Here is a 15,357-nt window from a genome sequence, read left to right as displayed (position 1 = left end):
TCAACTCCTGCCGGGCGGCCGAGAACACCTGCACCCATCGATGATCACCCACCGTCTAAACCGGACCGCCGCCGGGTTACGAGACATCGCTTAGTACTGCGATCTTCATGTCTGAGTCCTCGTTATGCGTTGCTGTTGTGCGTTGGTCTGGTGCCGCGTATCAGCTGGTGGGTGTGATGGCGACGGTGGTGGTGCGAGGGCCGGGGGCGAGCATGGGCGGTAGGTACGTGCTGCCGGCGTACTTGCTGCGGTAGGCCTCGTCGACGCGGGCCATCAGGGCCTCGTCGTCAACCGGTGTGAACCGCACCTGGTAGTTGGTTCCTCCGGATTCGACGACCCCGGTGCCGATCTGTAGTGCCGACTGGTACCAGGACGATTTCGTGCCGTGGTAGGGGCGTACGTACAAGGTCGTGTCTACGGCGACCGACCAGATCCAGGTGGGCGTCCCGGTCTTGCCGTTGGCCCGGCGGGGGGCGATATGGAATTCGTCAGCGGACGCGATCGCTTGCAGGTCGCCGGCTGACCATGTGGTGAGTTCGACCATAGGTGTCTCCTTGCGTTGCCGCGTTGGTGGTGAGGGCTACCAGGCGTAGGCCTCGGGTGCCTCACCGCCGGGGCCGGGCCAGATTTCGTCGAGCGCGATGAGCGTCTGCTCGGACAGCGTGAGATTGAGCGTCCGGAGGCTGCTGGTGAGCTGCTCGAGCGTGCGGGGGCCGACGATGGTGGCGGTGACGGCCGGTTGGTGAAGCAACCAGGCGGCCGCCACATCGGCGGGGCTCTCGCCGAGGTCGGCGCAGAGCTTCTCGTAGGCCTGGATCTGCGGTCGGAGTTGCTTGATCTGGTCGGCGAGCCGCTTGCGGGGCTGGTGCCCGGCTTCGATCTTCTTCAGCACGCCGCCGAGCAGGCCACCCATGAGCGGGCTCCAGGGGATGAGGCCGAGGCCGTGGTGCCTCAGCGACGGGATGACTTCGAGTTCGACTGTGCGAGCGGTCAAGTTGTAGAGCGACTGCTCGCAGGCCAGGCCGAGGAAGTTGCGTTTCTCGGCGCTGGCCTGCGCTGTGGCGATCTGCCAGCCGGCGAAGTTGCTGCTGCCGACGTACAGGATTTTGCCGTCGCGAACCAGCTGCTCCATGGCCTGCCAGATCTCTTGCCACGGTGTGCTGCGGTCGACGTGGTGCATCTGGTAGAGGTCGATGTGGTCGGTCTGCAGGCGTCGGAGGCTGTCCTCGACCGCCTTGCGGATGTGGTAGGCCGAAAGGTGTCGGTCGTTGGGCCCGAGCCCCATCGGCTGATAGACCTTGGTAGCGAGCACGATCTTGTCGCGCCGTCCGTCGCCCTTGGCCAGCCAGGTGCCGATGATCTCTTCGGAGGTGCCGTAACCCTGTTTCATGTCGGGGCTTTGCGGGCCGCCGTAGACGTCGGCGGTGTCGATCAGGTTGATGCCCGCGTCGACGGCTGCGTCGAGGATCAGGTGAGCGGTTGCTTCGTCGGTGACGTCGCCGAAGTTCATGGTGCCGAGGCCCAGCCGGCTGACGAGCAGACCAGTGCGGCCGAGGTGGGTGTAGTTCATGGGTGTGCTTCCTTCTTCCGTTTGATGCCGCGCCGCTGGTTGGACATCAGTTCGGTGAGCGACGCGCGTCAGCGGGCGCTGTCCTCGTCGTGGGTGACGTTGTCGGCACTTTTCGGCAGCGTGTTGTACACCTCGTCGGTGACCGGCTCGAGCCATTCGTTGCTGAGGTCCGGACCGGGGGTGACGAAAGCGACGTGGGAAAACCACGAATCGGCCTTGGCGCCGTGCCAATGCTTGGTTCCGGCCGGGACGCGGATCACGGTGCCTGGCTGCATGCTGATGGGCTCGGCACCGTCGGCTTGGTACCAGCCGCTGCCGGCGGTGCACAGCAGAATCTGGTCACCTCCGCCGTCGGTGCCGTGGTGGATGTGCCAGTTGTTGCGGCACCCCGGCTCGAAAGAGATGTTGTTGACCGGCACGCTGCCTGCGACGAGGGAGGCGTTGTAGCTCTGGCCGATGAAGTACTGGGCGTAAGCGTCGTTCGTGTCGCCGAGCGGGAAGATCTGGTCGAAGTCACTCATGTTGATCCTCAGTGATGGGTTCTCGTCGTTGAGCGGCGGACGGGTTCACGCCTCAGACTCGTTCTCGATGATGTTCTTGAGCACCGTCGTGGCGCCCATGCCGTTGGGCCAGCCGGAGTAGAACGCGAGGTGCAGCAGCGCTTCCTTCAGCTGCGCGTCAGTGACGCCGTTGCGACGGGCGAAGGCGAGATGGAATTGCAGCTGATCCAGCTTGCCGAGGGCTGTCAGCGCGGCGATGGTGACCAGGCTGCGATCGCGCTTGGACAGGTCGGTGCGTTCCCAGACCTCATCGAAGAGGACCTTGTCGGTGAAGTGCACCATTCCCGGTGCGAAGTCCCCGAAGGCGTTCTGTCCGCCGCGCCAACCGGTGTCCTCGTTCTGGTTGTCGCTCATGCCAGCTCACCCACCTTCACGAGTGCCTTGATGACGCGGCGCTCGTCCATGGCGGCGTAGGCGGCAGCGATGTCGTCGAGGTCGAAACTGGCGTCGAAGACCTTGCCGGGGTTGATCGAGCCGTCGAGCACCTGCTTGAGCAGTTCCGGTTGGTAGGCGCGGGCCGGTGCAGGGCCACCGCGCATGCCGACGTTGCGGTAGAAGGTGCCTTCAGCGTCCAGTTCGACGTCGTGCGGCACGCCGACCCGTCCGACGATCGCGCCGGCCGCCGCGACCGCGAAGGCGGCCTCAACCGAGGCCTTGGTGCCGACGCACTCCAGGACCGCGTCAGCACCGAAGCCGTCGGTCAGAGCCTTCAACTGCTCGACCGCTTCGCCGCCGCGGACACTGATGATGTCGGTGGCACCGAACTCACGCGCCAGCGCGTGCCGGTCTTCGTGACTGCTGCCGAGCACGATGACGCGCTGCGCGCCGAGCAGCTTGCTGGCCAGCACGCCACACAGGCCGACGGCGCCGTCACCGACAACAGCGACCGTCTGGCCCTGCTGAACGTCGGCGCTCACGGCGGCGTGGTAGCCGGTCGCCATGACGTCGGTCAAGGCGAGCAGGGAAGCCAGCGTCTCGTCGGAGAAGTCGCTTCCCTCGACCTTGACCAGGGTGCCGTCGGCGTGCGGAACGCGGACGTACTCGGCTTGCCCGCCGTCACCGTCGCCGCCCTGGCCGAAGAAGCCGCCGTGCACGCAGGCGGTGTGGAAGCCGTGCTGGCAGTTGCGGCAGGTGCCGTCACTCCACGAGGACGGCGAGATCACGAAGTCGCCGACCGCCAGGTCCTTGACCTCGCCGCCGACCTCGTCGACGACGCCGATGAACTCGTGGCCGACGCCGCCGTGCGCCAGCTCGGAGATGCCGCGGTAGAACCAGAGGTCGGATCCGCAGACGCAGGCCAGCACCACGCGCACGACCGCGTCGGTGGGTTCGTTGATGGTGGGCTTGGGTCGGTCCTCGACCGTGATGGTGCCCTTGCCGTTGAAGATTGCTGCTTTCATTTCGAGTTTCGCTTTCTGATTAGTTACTTGCTGATTCGATCGTGTGCGGTTAGTCATTTGGGTCTTCCCTCGGCTTCCGGGCGCAGGTTCAGGGCTGCCACGGCTGCGGTGACCGCAACGCCGGCGGCGATGATGAGGCTGACCTTCAGCCCGTGCATGAACCCGCTCGAGGACGCCAGCAGCGATCCGAAAACCGCGATGGCCAGTGCCCCGCCCACCTGGCGGCTGGTGTTGAAGACACCGCTGGCGATGCCGGCGGAGTGGCCCTGGACGCGGTTGAGGAGCACCGCCGTTGTCGGCGGCATGGTCAACGGGCCTGACAAGCCGACCAGGATCATCAGGGCGGACAGGACGACTACCGGCGTCGTCACGGGCAGCAGCCCCAAGATGATCAGTCCGAGCGCCATGACCAGTAGCCCGGTGACGATCGGCAAGCGCGGGCCGACGCGTTCGACCAGGCGGGCGGAGAACGGTGTCAGGGCTGCGCCGATGAGCATCATGGGCAAGAACAGCGCACCCGCCGCCAGGGCGGACAAGCCGCGCTCTTGCTGGAAGTACAGGGTGAAGACGAACGGCAGCCCGTAGTAGCCGACCATGAAGGCGAAGCCGATGAGAGCCGATGTGCGCAGGGCGCGGTTCGTGACGAGCTGCTTCGGGATCATCGGTTGGCGGCCTCGGGCCTGACTCAGGGCGAAGGCGCCGATCCCGACGATAGCCAGCGCGAACGCGGCGACAACCGGCGGGCGACCGAAGCCGCCCGAGCCGGCCTGGACAGCCCCGTAGGTGAGCCCGCCCATGGCGACCACGGCCGTGAGCTGCCCGACCCAGTCGATCGATGCCGGTCGGCGCGGGGAGGCGGCGATCCGACGCAACAACCCCAGGGTTACCAACCCGACCGGCACGTTGATCAGGAAGATGAGTCGCCAGTTGACCTCGGTAAGCAGGCCGCCGAGGATCGGGCCGGATGAGGAAGCCAGCGCCCCGCCCATCGCCCATACGCCGACAGCTCGCGCTCGCTCACGGGCATCGCTGTAGGCCTGGCCGATCAGAGCCATGGACGAGGGCATCATCACCGCCGCTGCCGTGCCTTGCACGAAGCGGGCGACAACCAGCAGCGCCAGACTCGGCGCCAGGCCGCAGGCCAGCGAAGCCAGCGAGAAGATCAACACGCCGCCGGCGAATGCTCGCCTAGCGCCGATCCGATCGGACAGCGCACCCGCGCTCAGCAGGAAAGCCGCGAACATCAGCGTGTAGCCGTCAACGACCCACTGCAGACCGCTGACACCGCTACCGAAGTCGCGGGCGACGGTCGGCAGCGCAACGTTCACCGCGACGGCATCGAGCGTCACGATGAAGAAGCCGAGCAGGGCCGCCGCCAGCGTCAGGCGCGGCGATGACGAGGTCAGGCCCGATGCAGCCGGCCGAATCAGTTGCGTCGTCATGTCACCTCCTTACTGGTGTTGGCCGGAGCTGCTGACCCCACCACGTACCGGATACGCCGCATCCGCTTATAGCCACCGTAGCACGCATGCGGATATGTGCTATCCGCATACATGCTACGGTGTGGGCATGGCAGGCCGCCTCGACCAAGGACTACGCAAGGACGCCGCGGAGAACCGCGAGCGTCTGCTGGCGGCTGCGAGCGACCTGTTCGCCGAGCATGGACTCGGGGTGACGCTCAACGACATCGCGCACCGTGCGGGCGTCGGTGTGGGCACGGCTTATCGCCACTTCCCCAACAAAGAAGCTCTCATTGACGAGCTCTTTGAGGAGCGCCTGCAAGCCGTCGTCGACGTCGCTCAGCACGCGCTGGATGACTCCGACGCCTGGAACGGTTTGCTGACGTTTCTGGAGCGCGCCCTGTACATGCGCCACGGCGATCGCGGTCTCGACGAGATCATGAACAACGGAGTGCTCGGAGATGAGCGCGTCAGCCAGGTCCGAGATCGGATCGCGCCGATCATCACGAAGCTCGTCACGAAGGCGAAAGACCAGGGGGTCGTACGGCCCGACTTTGATCAGTCAGATCTGATTTTCATTCAGCTCGCGCTCTCCGCGATAACCGAGGCGACGCGCGACGTGTCGCCCGACCTGTATCGCCGCTACCTCACACTCTTTCTCGACGGCATCCGCACCGACCGGGAAGTATTCACTCGTCTACCAGTCAAGCCGTTGACCCCGGACGAAACCCACGCCGCGATGACCCGGCCACGCCGCAGCGACCTAAGGGACGTCTCGTAACCCGGCGTCTGTCTGGTGAGGATGCTCGGGCAGGATGCCTGGGTGCAGGTGATCACGGCGGCCCGGTCTGAGTGGATCTTCCCGTTCACTGGGCTGCAGCCCGTCCAGTTCCGCAAGCTGGTCCGGCTGGTCGCTGAGCGTGGTGGTGACGGCATCGCCGACGGGCGACCGGGCCGGCAGTGGGCCCTGGACCTGCCGAATCGGGTTTTGCTGGTCGCGGCGTACTGGCGTACGAACCTGACGATGCGCCAGATCGGCCCGCTGTTCGGGGTGTCGCACTCGGCTGCGCACCGGGTTATCGACACCCTCGCGCCACTGCTGGCCCTGGCACCGGTGCGTAAGCGACCCGTCGAGCAGATCGCGATCGTCGACGGAACCCTGATTCCCACCCGTGATCACCGCCTGGCCGCCCGGAGTAAGAACTACCGGTACTCGACGAACCTGCAGGTGGCTATCGACGCGAGCACCCGCCTGGTCATCGCCGTCGGCGACCCACAGCCCGGCAACCGCAACGACACCATCGTCTACCGCAGCTCAGGGATCGACCAGAAGCTGGACGGGCGGCCGGTGATGGCCGACGGCGGCTACCGCGGCAACCCGCAGGTGATCATGCCGTACCGCAAGCCGGCCGACGGCGCCGACCTGCCGGACTGGAAGGCAGCCCTCAACGTCGAACACCGGACCGTCCGGGCAGGGGTCGAACACGCTCTGGCCAGGATGAAGTGCTTCAAGATCCTGCGCGACTACCGCCGCGCGGCCCACACATTGGCCGATGCCGCTTCCGGCATCGCGAACCTCCACAACATCATCCTCGCTGGCTGACCCACGACCCTGATGCCGGGCAACGCCTTCACCCAGTTACGAGACGTCCCTTAGCGTCCGCATACGACGCTACGGAAAACACGCTCAAGCTGTATGTCAACGGGTCATTGGAGTCAACGGTCACCGGTGTCGTCGGATTCAATGACGCAACCGCACCGTTCTGGATCGGTAGGAGCAGGGCGGGTTCCACATGGTGGCAGGGCAGCCTCGCCGACGTGCAGGCCTTCGACCGGGTCTTGGTGCCACAGGACTTCACCGGCCAGTTGGCCACCGATCCGCTGTCCGGCGGATTCAACGAGCCCGGAATCCTGACGCCGATCCTCGCCGGCAGCTGGGATTTCGACGACATGAGACGCTGCTACCTCACCAACTTGCGGGATACCTGCCAGGCACCTGATCCGCCGTCATCCTGGGGTCGGTGGCTGGCCCTCACCCGAGGCGCGACGAACGGGTCAGGTCACGGCAACGGCGGCTTCGGCCTGTGGCTGGACTCGGAATACTTCCCCAACGAGGGCTACACCGACGCATCAGAGGAGTACGCCCGCAGCGCCGTCAAGACCGGAACAACCCCACCCAACGGCGACGGCAACCAATTCACCATCTGGCAGGACACCCCGGTGCTGCGCACCGACGACTCCTTCACCCTGTCCGCCTGGGCAATGATCGACAGCCTGACCGGAAGCAGAACGATCCTCTCGCAACGGGGCACCCACGAGAGCGCCGGCTGGCTCAAGTACACCCAGACAGAGGGCAAATGGTCCTTCGTGGTGAGCGACGAGGACGCCACCACCACAACAACCGACTGGGTGTCGTCGAAGTCCGCCGCGGCCGAAGGAGTCTGGACCCACCTGACGGGTGTCTACGACGCCAGCCGCCGCGAACTACGCCTCTACGTCAACGGGCAGCTGCAGGCAACCAAGACGGTCGCGTTCACGCCGATGAAATCGTCGGGGCCGCTACTGGTGGGACGCACGCTCTGGCATGACCAGTTCGCCGACCAGTTCAGCGGCGGCATCGACGACGTGGCCGTCTTCCAGGGCGCGATGACCGACACCGCCGTGCTCAACGCGTACAACGCCCACATGTCGGTCTCACCTGGCACGAACACGTTGGCCAAGGGAGAGAGTCTCGCCGCGGGTCAGTACCTGCGCTCGGATACCGGCAATTACCAACTGTGGATGCAGGAGGATAGCAACCTCGTCCTCACCCAGGCCGGTTTCCCCCTCTGGGACACCGAAACCCGGGGCACTCCCGGCGCCCACCTGATTCTGCAGACCGACGGCAACTTGGTTGTCTACAGCAGGGATGGCTCACCGGTGTGGCACACCAACACCCGAGGCTCGAACGCGAGCCAACTAGTGCTGCGAGACGACGGCGACCTGGTGCTCCTCGACCCCGGCGGAACGGTCATATGGCACCGATGACCCGGCCGTAGACCATCTCCTGCTCGGCCCGGTTCCCCGGCCAGGCCGAGCAGGAGAGGTCAAGGTCCGCCGGTGGAGCACCAGCCGGTCGCTCCTGTCGAATTCCCCCCAGCTTTGTAGTGGTTGTCGGAGAGGAACAGTTCATGTCGGCACGGTCTGTGCGCGGCCCACGGCGGGTCCGCCGGAGTCTTCACGCTACGAGCGGCCGGCGCTGGCCGCTGGTCGGGACGGTGATCGCGTCGCTGGTGCTGTCCCTGGTGCCCTATGTGCCGGCGCAGGCAGCGGCACCGCGACAGCCGTCGAAGCCGCCGGCGGAGAAGCTCGACCGCGACGGCGGCCCGGTAACCGGCGGCAAAGCCTGGCAGCAGAACAGGGTGACCTCCGCTCCCTCACCGGCACCGAAGTGGCCCGCTGCCGCAGCCGCGCGGGTCAACCTCTCCGCGAACTCAGCCCGTGCGGCCAGCAGCCGCGGCGTGCGGGCCGGTTCCCTGCCGGTCTGGGTCGAGCGGGCCGCAGGCAAGGCCGACAAGCCGCTCGCCCAACTCGACGTGAAGGTCGTGGACCGGGCAACCCTCCCGCAGGCCTGGCGCGACGGCCTGATGCTGCAGGTGACCGCTCCGCAGGGCGCACCGACCGGCGTGGCGAAGGTGTCGGTCAACTACGACTCCTTTCGGTACACGGCCGGCGGGTCCTGGGCGTCGCGCCTGCGTCTGTGGCAGGTTCCGCAGTGCGCCATGAGCAACCCCACCAGCCCCAGCTGCCGGTCAATGCCGCTACGCACCTTGAACGACACCACCGCGGGAATCGCCACCGCAGACGTGAGCGTCGCGTCCGCCACTGCGCCATCAGGATCCTTCCTCATGCTCGCCGCTACGTCTGCCGGGACCGACGGTGACTTCGGCGCGACCAGCCTCGCCCCCTCGTCCACCTGGTCCAGTGGCGGTAGCGCTGGTGACTTCACGTGGAACTACCCGCTGCGCATGCCACCAGCGACTGGCCCGGCCCCGTCGGTCGCCCTGAGCTACTCGTCCTCCACGGTCGATGGCCGGTCGGAGGTGACAAACAACCAGCCGTCGTGGGTCGGCGAGGGCTTTGACTACTCGTCCGGCTTCATCGAGCGGCGGTACGTGCCGTGTGCCGAGGACATGAAAAACGGGGCGACCAACACTACGAGGACCGGCGACCAGTGCTGGCGCTCGGACAACGCGACGATGAGCCTCAACGGTCACGGCGGTGAGCTCGTCTATCAGGCGGGTAAGGGCTGGAACTCCCGCGCCGAGGACGGGGCGAAGATTGAGAAGCTGACCGGGGCGACCAACGGCGACAGCGGTGACCCGGCCTACGGGGACGTGGGTGAGTACTGGAAGGTGACCACCACCGACGGCACCCAGTACTTCTTCGGCCGGCACAATCTGCCCGGTCAGACGGCCGCGACGAACTCCACCCTCACGGTGCCGGTCTTCGGCAACCACACCGGTGAGCCGTGCGCCAAGGGCACGTTCGCCGGGTCGGACTGTGTGCAGGCGTGGCGGTGGAACCTCGACTACGTCGTCGACGTGCGCGGCAACACCATGTCGCTCTGGTACGGCAGGGAAGACAACAAGTACGCCCGTAACCTCACCGACTCCGACCCCGTCACCTACCACCGGGCCGGTTACCTCACCCGCATCGACTACGGCACCTACGACCGAACGACCGCGACGCACGGTGTTACCGAACGCAGCACCACCCCGTACGCGCAGGTCCTGTTCGCGACGGACATGCGCTGCTTTTCCAACTGTGGCACCGAGGCTGCCCCGGTGACCGCGAGTTGGAAGGACACTCCCTGGGACCAGGAGTGCAAGGCGTCGGCCACGTCCTGCCCCCAGCAGTACACGCCGACCTTTTGGACGACCAAGCGGTTGAAGACGGTCACCACCCGGGTGTGGGACACCACCAAGTCGACCCCGGATTGGCAGAACGTCGAGTCCTGGACCCTGGGGCACACCTTCTCGGCGACGGCCGACTCCACCCATGAGGGGCTGTGGTTGGACCGGATCGACCACGCAGGTCTGGTCGGCACCACCATCAACCTGCCACCGGTGACGTTCGGTGCGGAGTCCCTGCCCAACCGGGTGTATACCGAGCACAGCGCCACCGACAACTGGCTGCGCATCTCCAGCATCGTCACGGAAACCGGCGCACGCATCAAGGTCGACTACTCGTCGCCCGAGTGCACCGCCGCCATCGTCGACGCTCTGGCGCCGCACACCAACACGCGGCGCTGCTACCCGGTGAAGGTGCCAGACCCGCAGGACCCGACGGGCAACACGCTGGTCACCGAGTGGTGGCACAAGTACCGCGTCGAGCACGTAGCCCAGGACGACGTACAGCTCCCGAAGGGGAAGTCGCCGACCACGCACACCTGGTACGACTACCCCGGATCCCCGGCGTGGCACTTCAACGACGATGACGGCCTGACCAGACCGGACCGCAAGACGTGGGGACAGTGGCGCGGCTACGACCAGGTCAACACCCGGGTCGGGGACAGCGGCAACCCGCAGACGTTGACCAGGACGACGTTCCTGCGCGGTATGCACGGCGACAAACTCAGCCCGTCAGGCGGCACCCGCAGCGTGCCCGTGTCGGCGTCGCTGGGGTCGGAGACCGTCTACGACGAGGACCAGTTCTCCGGACAGATCCGCGAACAGGTCGTCTACAACGGCGTCGAGACCAAGCCGGTGTCCAAGACGGTGAACGTGCCCTGGCGGTCGAACCCCACCGCGAGCCGCACCATCAACGGCGACGTCGTGGAGGCGCGGTTCGTCAACACCCAGACGACCTACGCCGCTACCGCGTTGGGCGTCGACGGTTCTCGAGGGTGGCGCACCTCGCGTGGTATGAGCGATTTCGACCAGACGTACGGCACGGTCACGTGGTCGCAGGATGACGGCGAGTATCCAAAGACCGGCGACGAGAAGTGCACCACGTACATCTACAACCGGAATCTGGGAAAGAACCTCACGCAGCTAGTCAAGCAGACCACGACCACCGCCTTGGCCTGCGGCACGAGCCCGGCCAGCGTCGATGACGTCATCTCCGACGCCCGCGTCTACTACGACGGCGCGACCAGCGTCGACACCGCACCCGCGTTCGGCTCCGGAACCAAGACCGAGCAACTCAAGGACTGGACCTCCGGCACCGGAACGGCGTGGCAGACGACATCCCAGGCCACCTACGACGTCGCCGGCAAGCAACTGACCTCGACCGACATCAAGGGCAACGTCACCACCACCGCGTACACCCCAGCCGTCGGCGGGCCTATCACCCTGGTCACCAGCACCAACCAGTTGAGCTGGTCGTCGAAGGTGCAAACGAACCCCTACTGGGGCTCGACGACCCAGACCACCGACCCCAACGCGAACATCACCTCGACGATCCAGTACGACGCGCTCGGCCGGGTAGCCAAGGTATGGACACCAGGCTGGACCAACGCCGCCAACCCGAACACACCCTCGACGCAATACACCTACGCTTTTGCTGCCGGACGCGACAGCTACCCGTACGTCACGTCGAAGACCCTGAACGCGGACGGCAACTACATCACCGCGCACCAGATTGTCGACGGGCTGCTGCGTCCGCGGCAGACCCAGTCGCCGTCGCTGGGGGGCAGCAGCGACCGGGTTGTCACCGACACGCTCTACGACGAGTACGGGCGCGAGGCGGCAAGCTACGCCGCCCACGCGGAGCCCGGCGCCCCGTCAGGCGTCTTCTGGTCGGAACCGGACTGGTCTGTACCGGCAGTCTCGCGGACCGTCTACGACCAGGCGTCGCGGCCCACGAACAGCATCTTCCTGGCCGGTGACGACACCACGAACCTCGTCGAGAAGTGGCGCACCGTCACCAGTTACGAGGGTGATCTGACCAAGGTCACCCCGCCGAAGGGTGGCACCCCCACCACCACCGTCACCGACGTCGAGGGCCGGACCGTCGCGCTGCGGCAACACACCACGCTCACCGGCGTCAACGGCCCATACCTGGAAAGCACTTACGCCTTCAACCGCAAGGGCCAGGCGACGAAGAACACTGACTCCGCTGGGAACGAGTGGATCAACGAGTACGACGCCAAGGGCCGCCTCTGGCGCACCACCGACCCGGACAAGGGCACCACGACCAACGCCTTCTACGACGACAACGCGCTGAAGCAGACCGTCGACGCCCGCGGCGAGGCACTCTGGTACGTCTACGATCAACTCGGCCGTAAAACACAACTCCGCGACGACTCCGCCACCGGACGCCTGCGCTCCGAATGGAAATACGACACCCTCTACGGCGAGCCAAACCCCAGATTCAAAGGACAGCTCACCCAGAAAATCCGCTACGACTACGACTCCGCCGGCACCGCCAGCAAGTACGAGTGGCACGTCGGCAACTTCAACGAGCGCTACCAACCGACCGGCGTCGACTACGTGATGCCGTGGAACTCCGACCTCGGCGACACCTACGGCTTCGGCTACAGCTACTCCCAGTACACCGGCACCCCGACGAAGATCGCGTACCCGGCCGGCGGCGGCCTCGTCAACGAGCAACTGACCACCGACTACGACGCCACGACCGGCATGCCGGTCCGCCTGGACACCAGCCTCACGGCCTCCGTGGGTACCTTGGCGACCGCCAGTTACACCGCGTACGGCGAACGCAAAGGCTCGATCTACAAGGTCCCTGGGAGCAGCAACTACACCCAAGAGACCGTTTATCGGGAGGAGGGGACCCGCCGCGTCAACCGAACCACCATCGAGCGGTCCACCGTCGCCGGCACCGTCTCGAACCGGCAGTACGAGTACCAAGACGCAGGCAACCTCGAGTGGATCACTGATACCCCAGAGGTCGGTGAGGCGGACGCTCAATGCTTCCGCGACGACGCCCTGGGGCGTTTGACGACTGCCTGGACCCCGAAGGCCGGGGTTTCCTGCGACACCGATCCCGTCCTCGCCAACCTCGGCGGGCCGGCACCGTACTGGCAGGACTGGACCTTCAGCGACACCGGCAGCCGGCTCACCGAAACCAGCAACGACAGCAGCGGGAAAACCACCCGCAGCTACACCGTGCCCGAAGGTGGCCCGGGAGTCGTACGACCTCACGCCGTTACCAACGTGAAGACCGTAAACCCTGATCGGACGACGGTTAGCAACAAGTACGAGTACGACAAGTCGGGCAACACTACCTGCCGGCCCAGCTTCAACCGCGCCAGCAACAACTGCGTCACCGGCGCCAACAACCACATCCTCGGCTGGGACGCAGAAGGCAAGCTCGCCACCGTCAGCGTCGCCGGGAACCCCGTCGAGACCAACATCTACGACACCGACGGCGTTCGGCTCATCCGCAAAGACACCACCGGAACGACCCTGTACCTCCCCGGCCAGGAAATTCGTTTCCAGGGCGGCGTCACGACCGGCACCCGCTACTACGACTTCGCCGGCACGACCATCGCCAGCCGCACCGCAGGCTCCGCGGTCACCGACCTGACCTGGCTCTACAGCGACCACCAAGGCACTCAACAAATCGCCATCAACGCCGGCACCCAAACCGTCGACACCCGCCGGCAAACCCCCTACGGCGCACCCCGCGGCACGAACCCGGCCTGGCCCAACAGCAAAGGCTTCGTCGGCGGTGATAAGGACCCCACCGGCCTGACACACATCGGTGCTCGGGAATATGATCCTGCTCTCGGGCGCTTCGTTAGCGTAGACTCGATCATGGATCTGGCTGATCCGCAGCAATGGAACGGATACGCCTACGCCAACAATTCTCCAGTCACATCCAGTGATCCGTCTGGGCTGATCCCGGCCGACTGCCGTGAGTACGACTGCTATGGGTACAGCCCAACAACGGGCTGTCCGGAGGGCTGCGGATCAAGTGACAATCTAAAATGGGGTGCGGCGAACGGGAAGAGCAGCACCAAGTCAAAGAAGAGCGGATGCTCCGGGTCGGCCTGCCCGAAGTCGAAATCGCTTACGTGTCAGAGTGGTGCCGCAGATATCGGTGGAACGATCAATGGATCCTACGCGTGTCCCATTGACGATACGGCGTCCCGTAGCGTTCCCTTTGGGTCCCTGGGCCCGCCGCCTACAGGCTGTCTGCTCGTGCCCGGTGGCAAATGTAAGCGGTACCTTGATGCAGCGGAGGGCCTTAGCGAGTGGCACAAGTTGTCCTGCTGGTCGCTCTGGCTCGACTCCGACCTCGCCTGCGGGTTGATGAAGCATTATATGGACGCGTCCGGTACGGATGTAGCTGCGGACGTGGACGGCCTCCTTGGAACGCCAGAATTCCGTGACAGCGTCGACAAATCTTTGGCCGATGTTGCTGCTGTATCCGGCACACGTTGCCTAGCGAACGAATGTTCTTTCACCTTTGATACCGGGTGGACGGTTATGAGCTTCGAGAAGGAGATAAGCGAGAGTGAGTTCTATGGGTACCGGGGCATGACATACCGAGCTGCCGGCACCGTAACGGTCAAGCGCAGCTCCGGCGGCGCCTATACGACCCGCGGCTCCTACACTGTCGATGCCTACAAGGCGTGGAACTTCGACAGAGGTGAGCGCTTGCCGGATGCGTGGTACGGCGTAAAATTCGCTGGCGCGGCCGACGCCGCAGGGTACGGGATGGCCCGCGAATTTGCGGTAGTCGGTACTAGTTCAGCGCGTAGCTGGTAGGACTGGCTCGAAAGGGTATCGAGTTGATGTTTAGTGGTGGAGCTCGTTTTGCGTGGCTGTCCGTTGCGGTGGCGCTTTTGCTCGCTGGCGTATTCTTCGGGATGCACAAACTTCAGGAGTCCGACGGTGTTGGCCGGGCCCCCGCTGCTGAACATGCGAAGGATGACCGTGCATACGAGGTTGATAGTGGTGATCTGAGCTTTGACGAGGGCATGCAGCGGGCAGGTATCGAGGTGCCGGGATGTGCCCTCGATAGCCTTCGGTACGCATTAATCGACGACGGGCTTGGATTCTATTATAAAACTTACATGCACATCTATTCGTCTGAGGAATGCCTTAATGGTTTTCTCGCGGCCAACGGCATGCGAACCGCTCTCCAAACCGAGCAAATCGGGGGCTCTGAGTTGGAAAGCCCGTTGAGATTTCGGAGTCGCTGGATGAATGAAGGCGTTATTCGTCGAATGGAATGGAATTTGGGGCCGGATCAGCGGTTCCAAGAATTCAGTGTTGGTAAACAGAATCAATATTCGATTCAGGCGCTAGTCCAACACGTCCCTGGCTCGTCAGCTGTGCAGGCGTATGTATATGCCTCTCATGGTGGGTGATACTCCATGTAATTCCTGTACGTCCGAATGCGGTCCGGTATCT

At 65.1% G+C, this 15,357-nt stretch carries 11 protein-coding genes; 5 read left to right on the top strand and 6 right to left on the bottom strand.

All coding sequences use genetic code 11. The annotated features are described in order from the left end of the window. Positions 1 to 160: 160 nt before the first annotated feature. The 6 genes from ABZU74_RS28225 to ABZU74_RS28200 form a co-directional block, all read right to left on the bottom strand. A complete protein-coding gene (locus ABZU74_RS28225) occupies positions 161 to 544 on the bottom strand; it encodes a DUF2255 family protein (RefSeq protein WP_355429932.1) in 384 nt (127 codons plus the stop codon). A gap of 36 nt (positions 545 to 580) precedes the next feature. Further along, on the bottom strand, positions 581 to 1,570 hold the full coding sequence (locus ABZU74_RS28220) for an aldo/keto reductase (RefSeq protein WP_355429929.1): 990 nt from the start codon (positions 1,568 to 1,570) through the stop codon (positions 581 to 583). A gap of 68 nt (positions 1,571 to 1,638) precedes the next feature. Continuing rightward, positions 1,639 to 2,091, bottom strand: a complete 453-nt coding sequence (locus ABZU74_RS28215) for a cupin domain-containing protein (protein WP_355429927.1) — start codon at positions 2,089 to 2,091, stop codon at positions 1,639 to 1,641. A 45-nt stretch (positions 2,092 to 2,136) separates the two neighbouring features. Next, positions 2,137 to 2,484 carry a carboxymuconolactone decarboxylase family protein gene (locus ABZU74_RS28210; protein ID WP_355429924.1) on the bottom strand — a complete coding sequence of 116 codons (348 nt, stop codon included), beginning with the start codon at positions 2,482 to 2,484 and terminating at the stop codon, positions 2,137 to 2,139. Beyond that, entirely contained in the window at positions 2,481 to 3,587 is a 1,107-nt protein-coding gene (locus ABZU74_RS28205) for an alcohol dehydrogenase catalytic domain-containing protein (protein ID WP_355429921.1), read from the bottom strand. Before ABZU74_RS28205 ends, ABZU74_RS28210 begins: the two co-directional genes overlap by 4 nt. Then, complete coding sequence (locus ABZU74_RS28200; protein ID WP_355429920.1) at positions 3,584 to 4,972, bottom strand: MFS transporter; 1,389 nt, start codon at positions 4,970 to 4,972, stop codon at positions 3,584 to 3,586. The genes ABZU74_RS28205 and ABZU74_RS28200 overlap by 4 nt, the downstream gene beginning before the upstream one ends. Positions 4,973 to 5,099: 127 nt before the next feature. Here ABZU74_RS28200 and ABZU74_RS28195 point away from each other — a divergent pair, with 127 nt between their 5' ends. The 5 genes from ABZU74_RS28195 to ABZU74_RS28175 all read left to right on the top strand — a co-directional run bounded on the left by ABZU74_RS28195 (position 5,100) and on the right by ABZU74_RS28175 (position 15,314). Then, a complete protein-coding gene (locus ABZU74_RS28195; RefSeq protein ID WP_355429917.1) occupies positions 5,100 to 5,771 on the top strand; it encodes a helix-turn-helix domain-containing protein in 672 nt (223 codons plus the stop codon). A gap of 42 nt (positions 5,772 to 5,813) precedes the next feature. Further along, complete coding sequence (locus ABZU74_RS28190; RefSeq protein WP_355429914.1) at positions 5,814 to 6,593, top strand: transposase family protein; 780 nt, start codon at positions 5,814 to 5,816, stop codon at positions 6,591 to 6,593. Next, positions 6,494 to 8,017, top strand: a complete 1,524-nt coding sequence (locus tag ABZU74_RS28185; protein WP_355429911.1) for a LamG-like jellyroll fold domain-containing protein — start codon at positions 6,494 to 6,496, stop codon at positions 8,015 to 8,017. Before ABZU74_RS28190 ends, ABZU74_RS28185 begins: the two co-directional genes overlap by 100 nt. A gap of 230 nt (positions 8,018 to 8,247) precedes the next feature. Next, entirely contained in the window at positions 8,248 to 14,709 is a 6,462-nt protein-coding gene (locus ABZU74_RS28180) for an RHS repeat-associated core domain-containing protein (RefSeq protein WP_355429908.1), read from the top strand. Between the two features lie 26 nt (positions 14,710 to 14,735). Further along, positions 14,736 to 15,314: a hypothetical protein gene (locus ABZU74_RS28175; protein WP_355429905.1), complete on the top strand. Its 579-nt coding sequence runs from the start codon at positions 14,736 to 14,738 to the stop codon at positions 15,312 to 15,314. Positions 15,315 to 15,357 lie beyond the last annotated feature (43 nt).

Source organism: Micromonospora sp. NPDC005171, from assembly GCF_040608575.1.
GTDB lineage: Bacteria > Actinomycetota > Actinomycetes > Mycobacteriales > Micromonosporaceae > Micromonospora.
The sequence above is the reverse complement of the archived record's forward strand: the minus strand, read 5'-3'. Positions and strand labels throughout refer to the sequence as shown.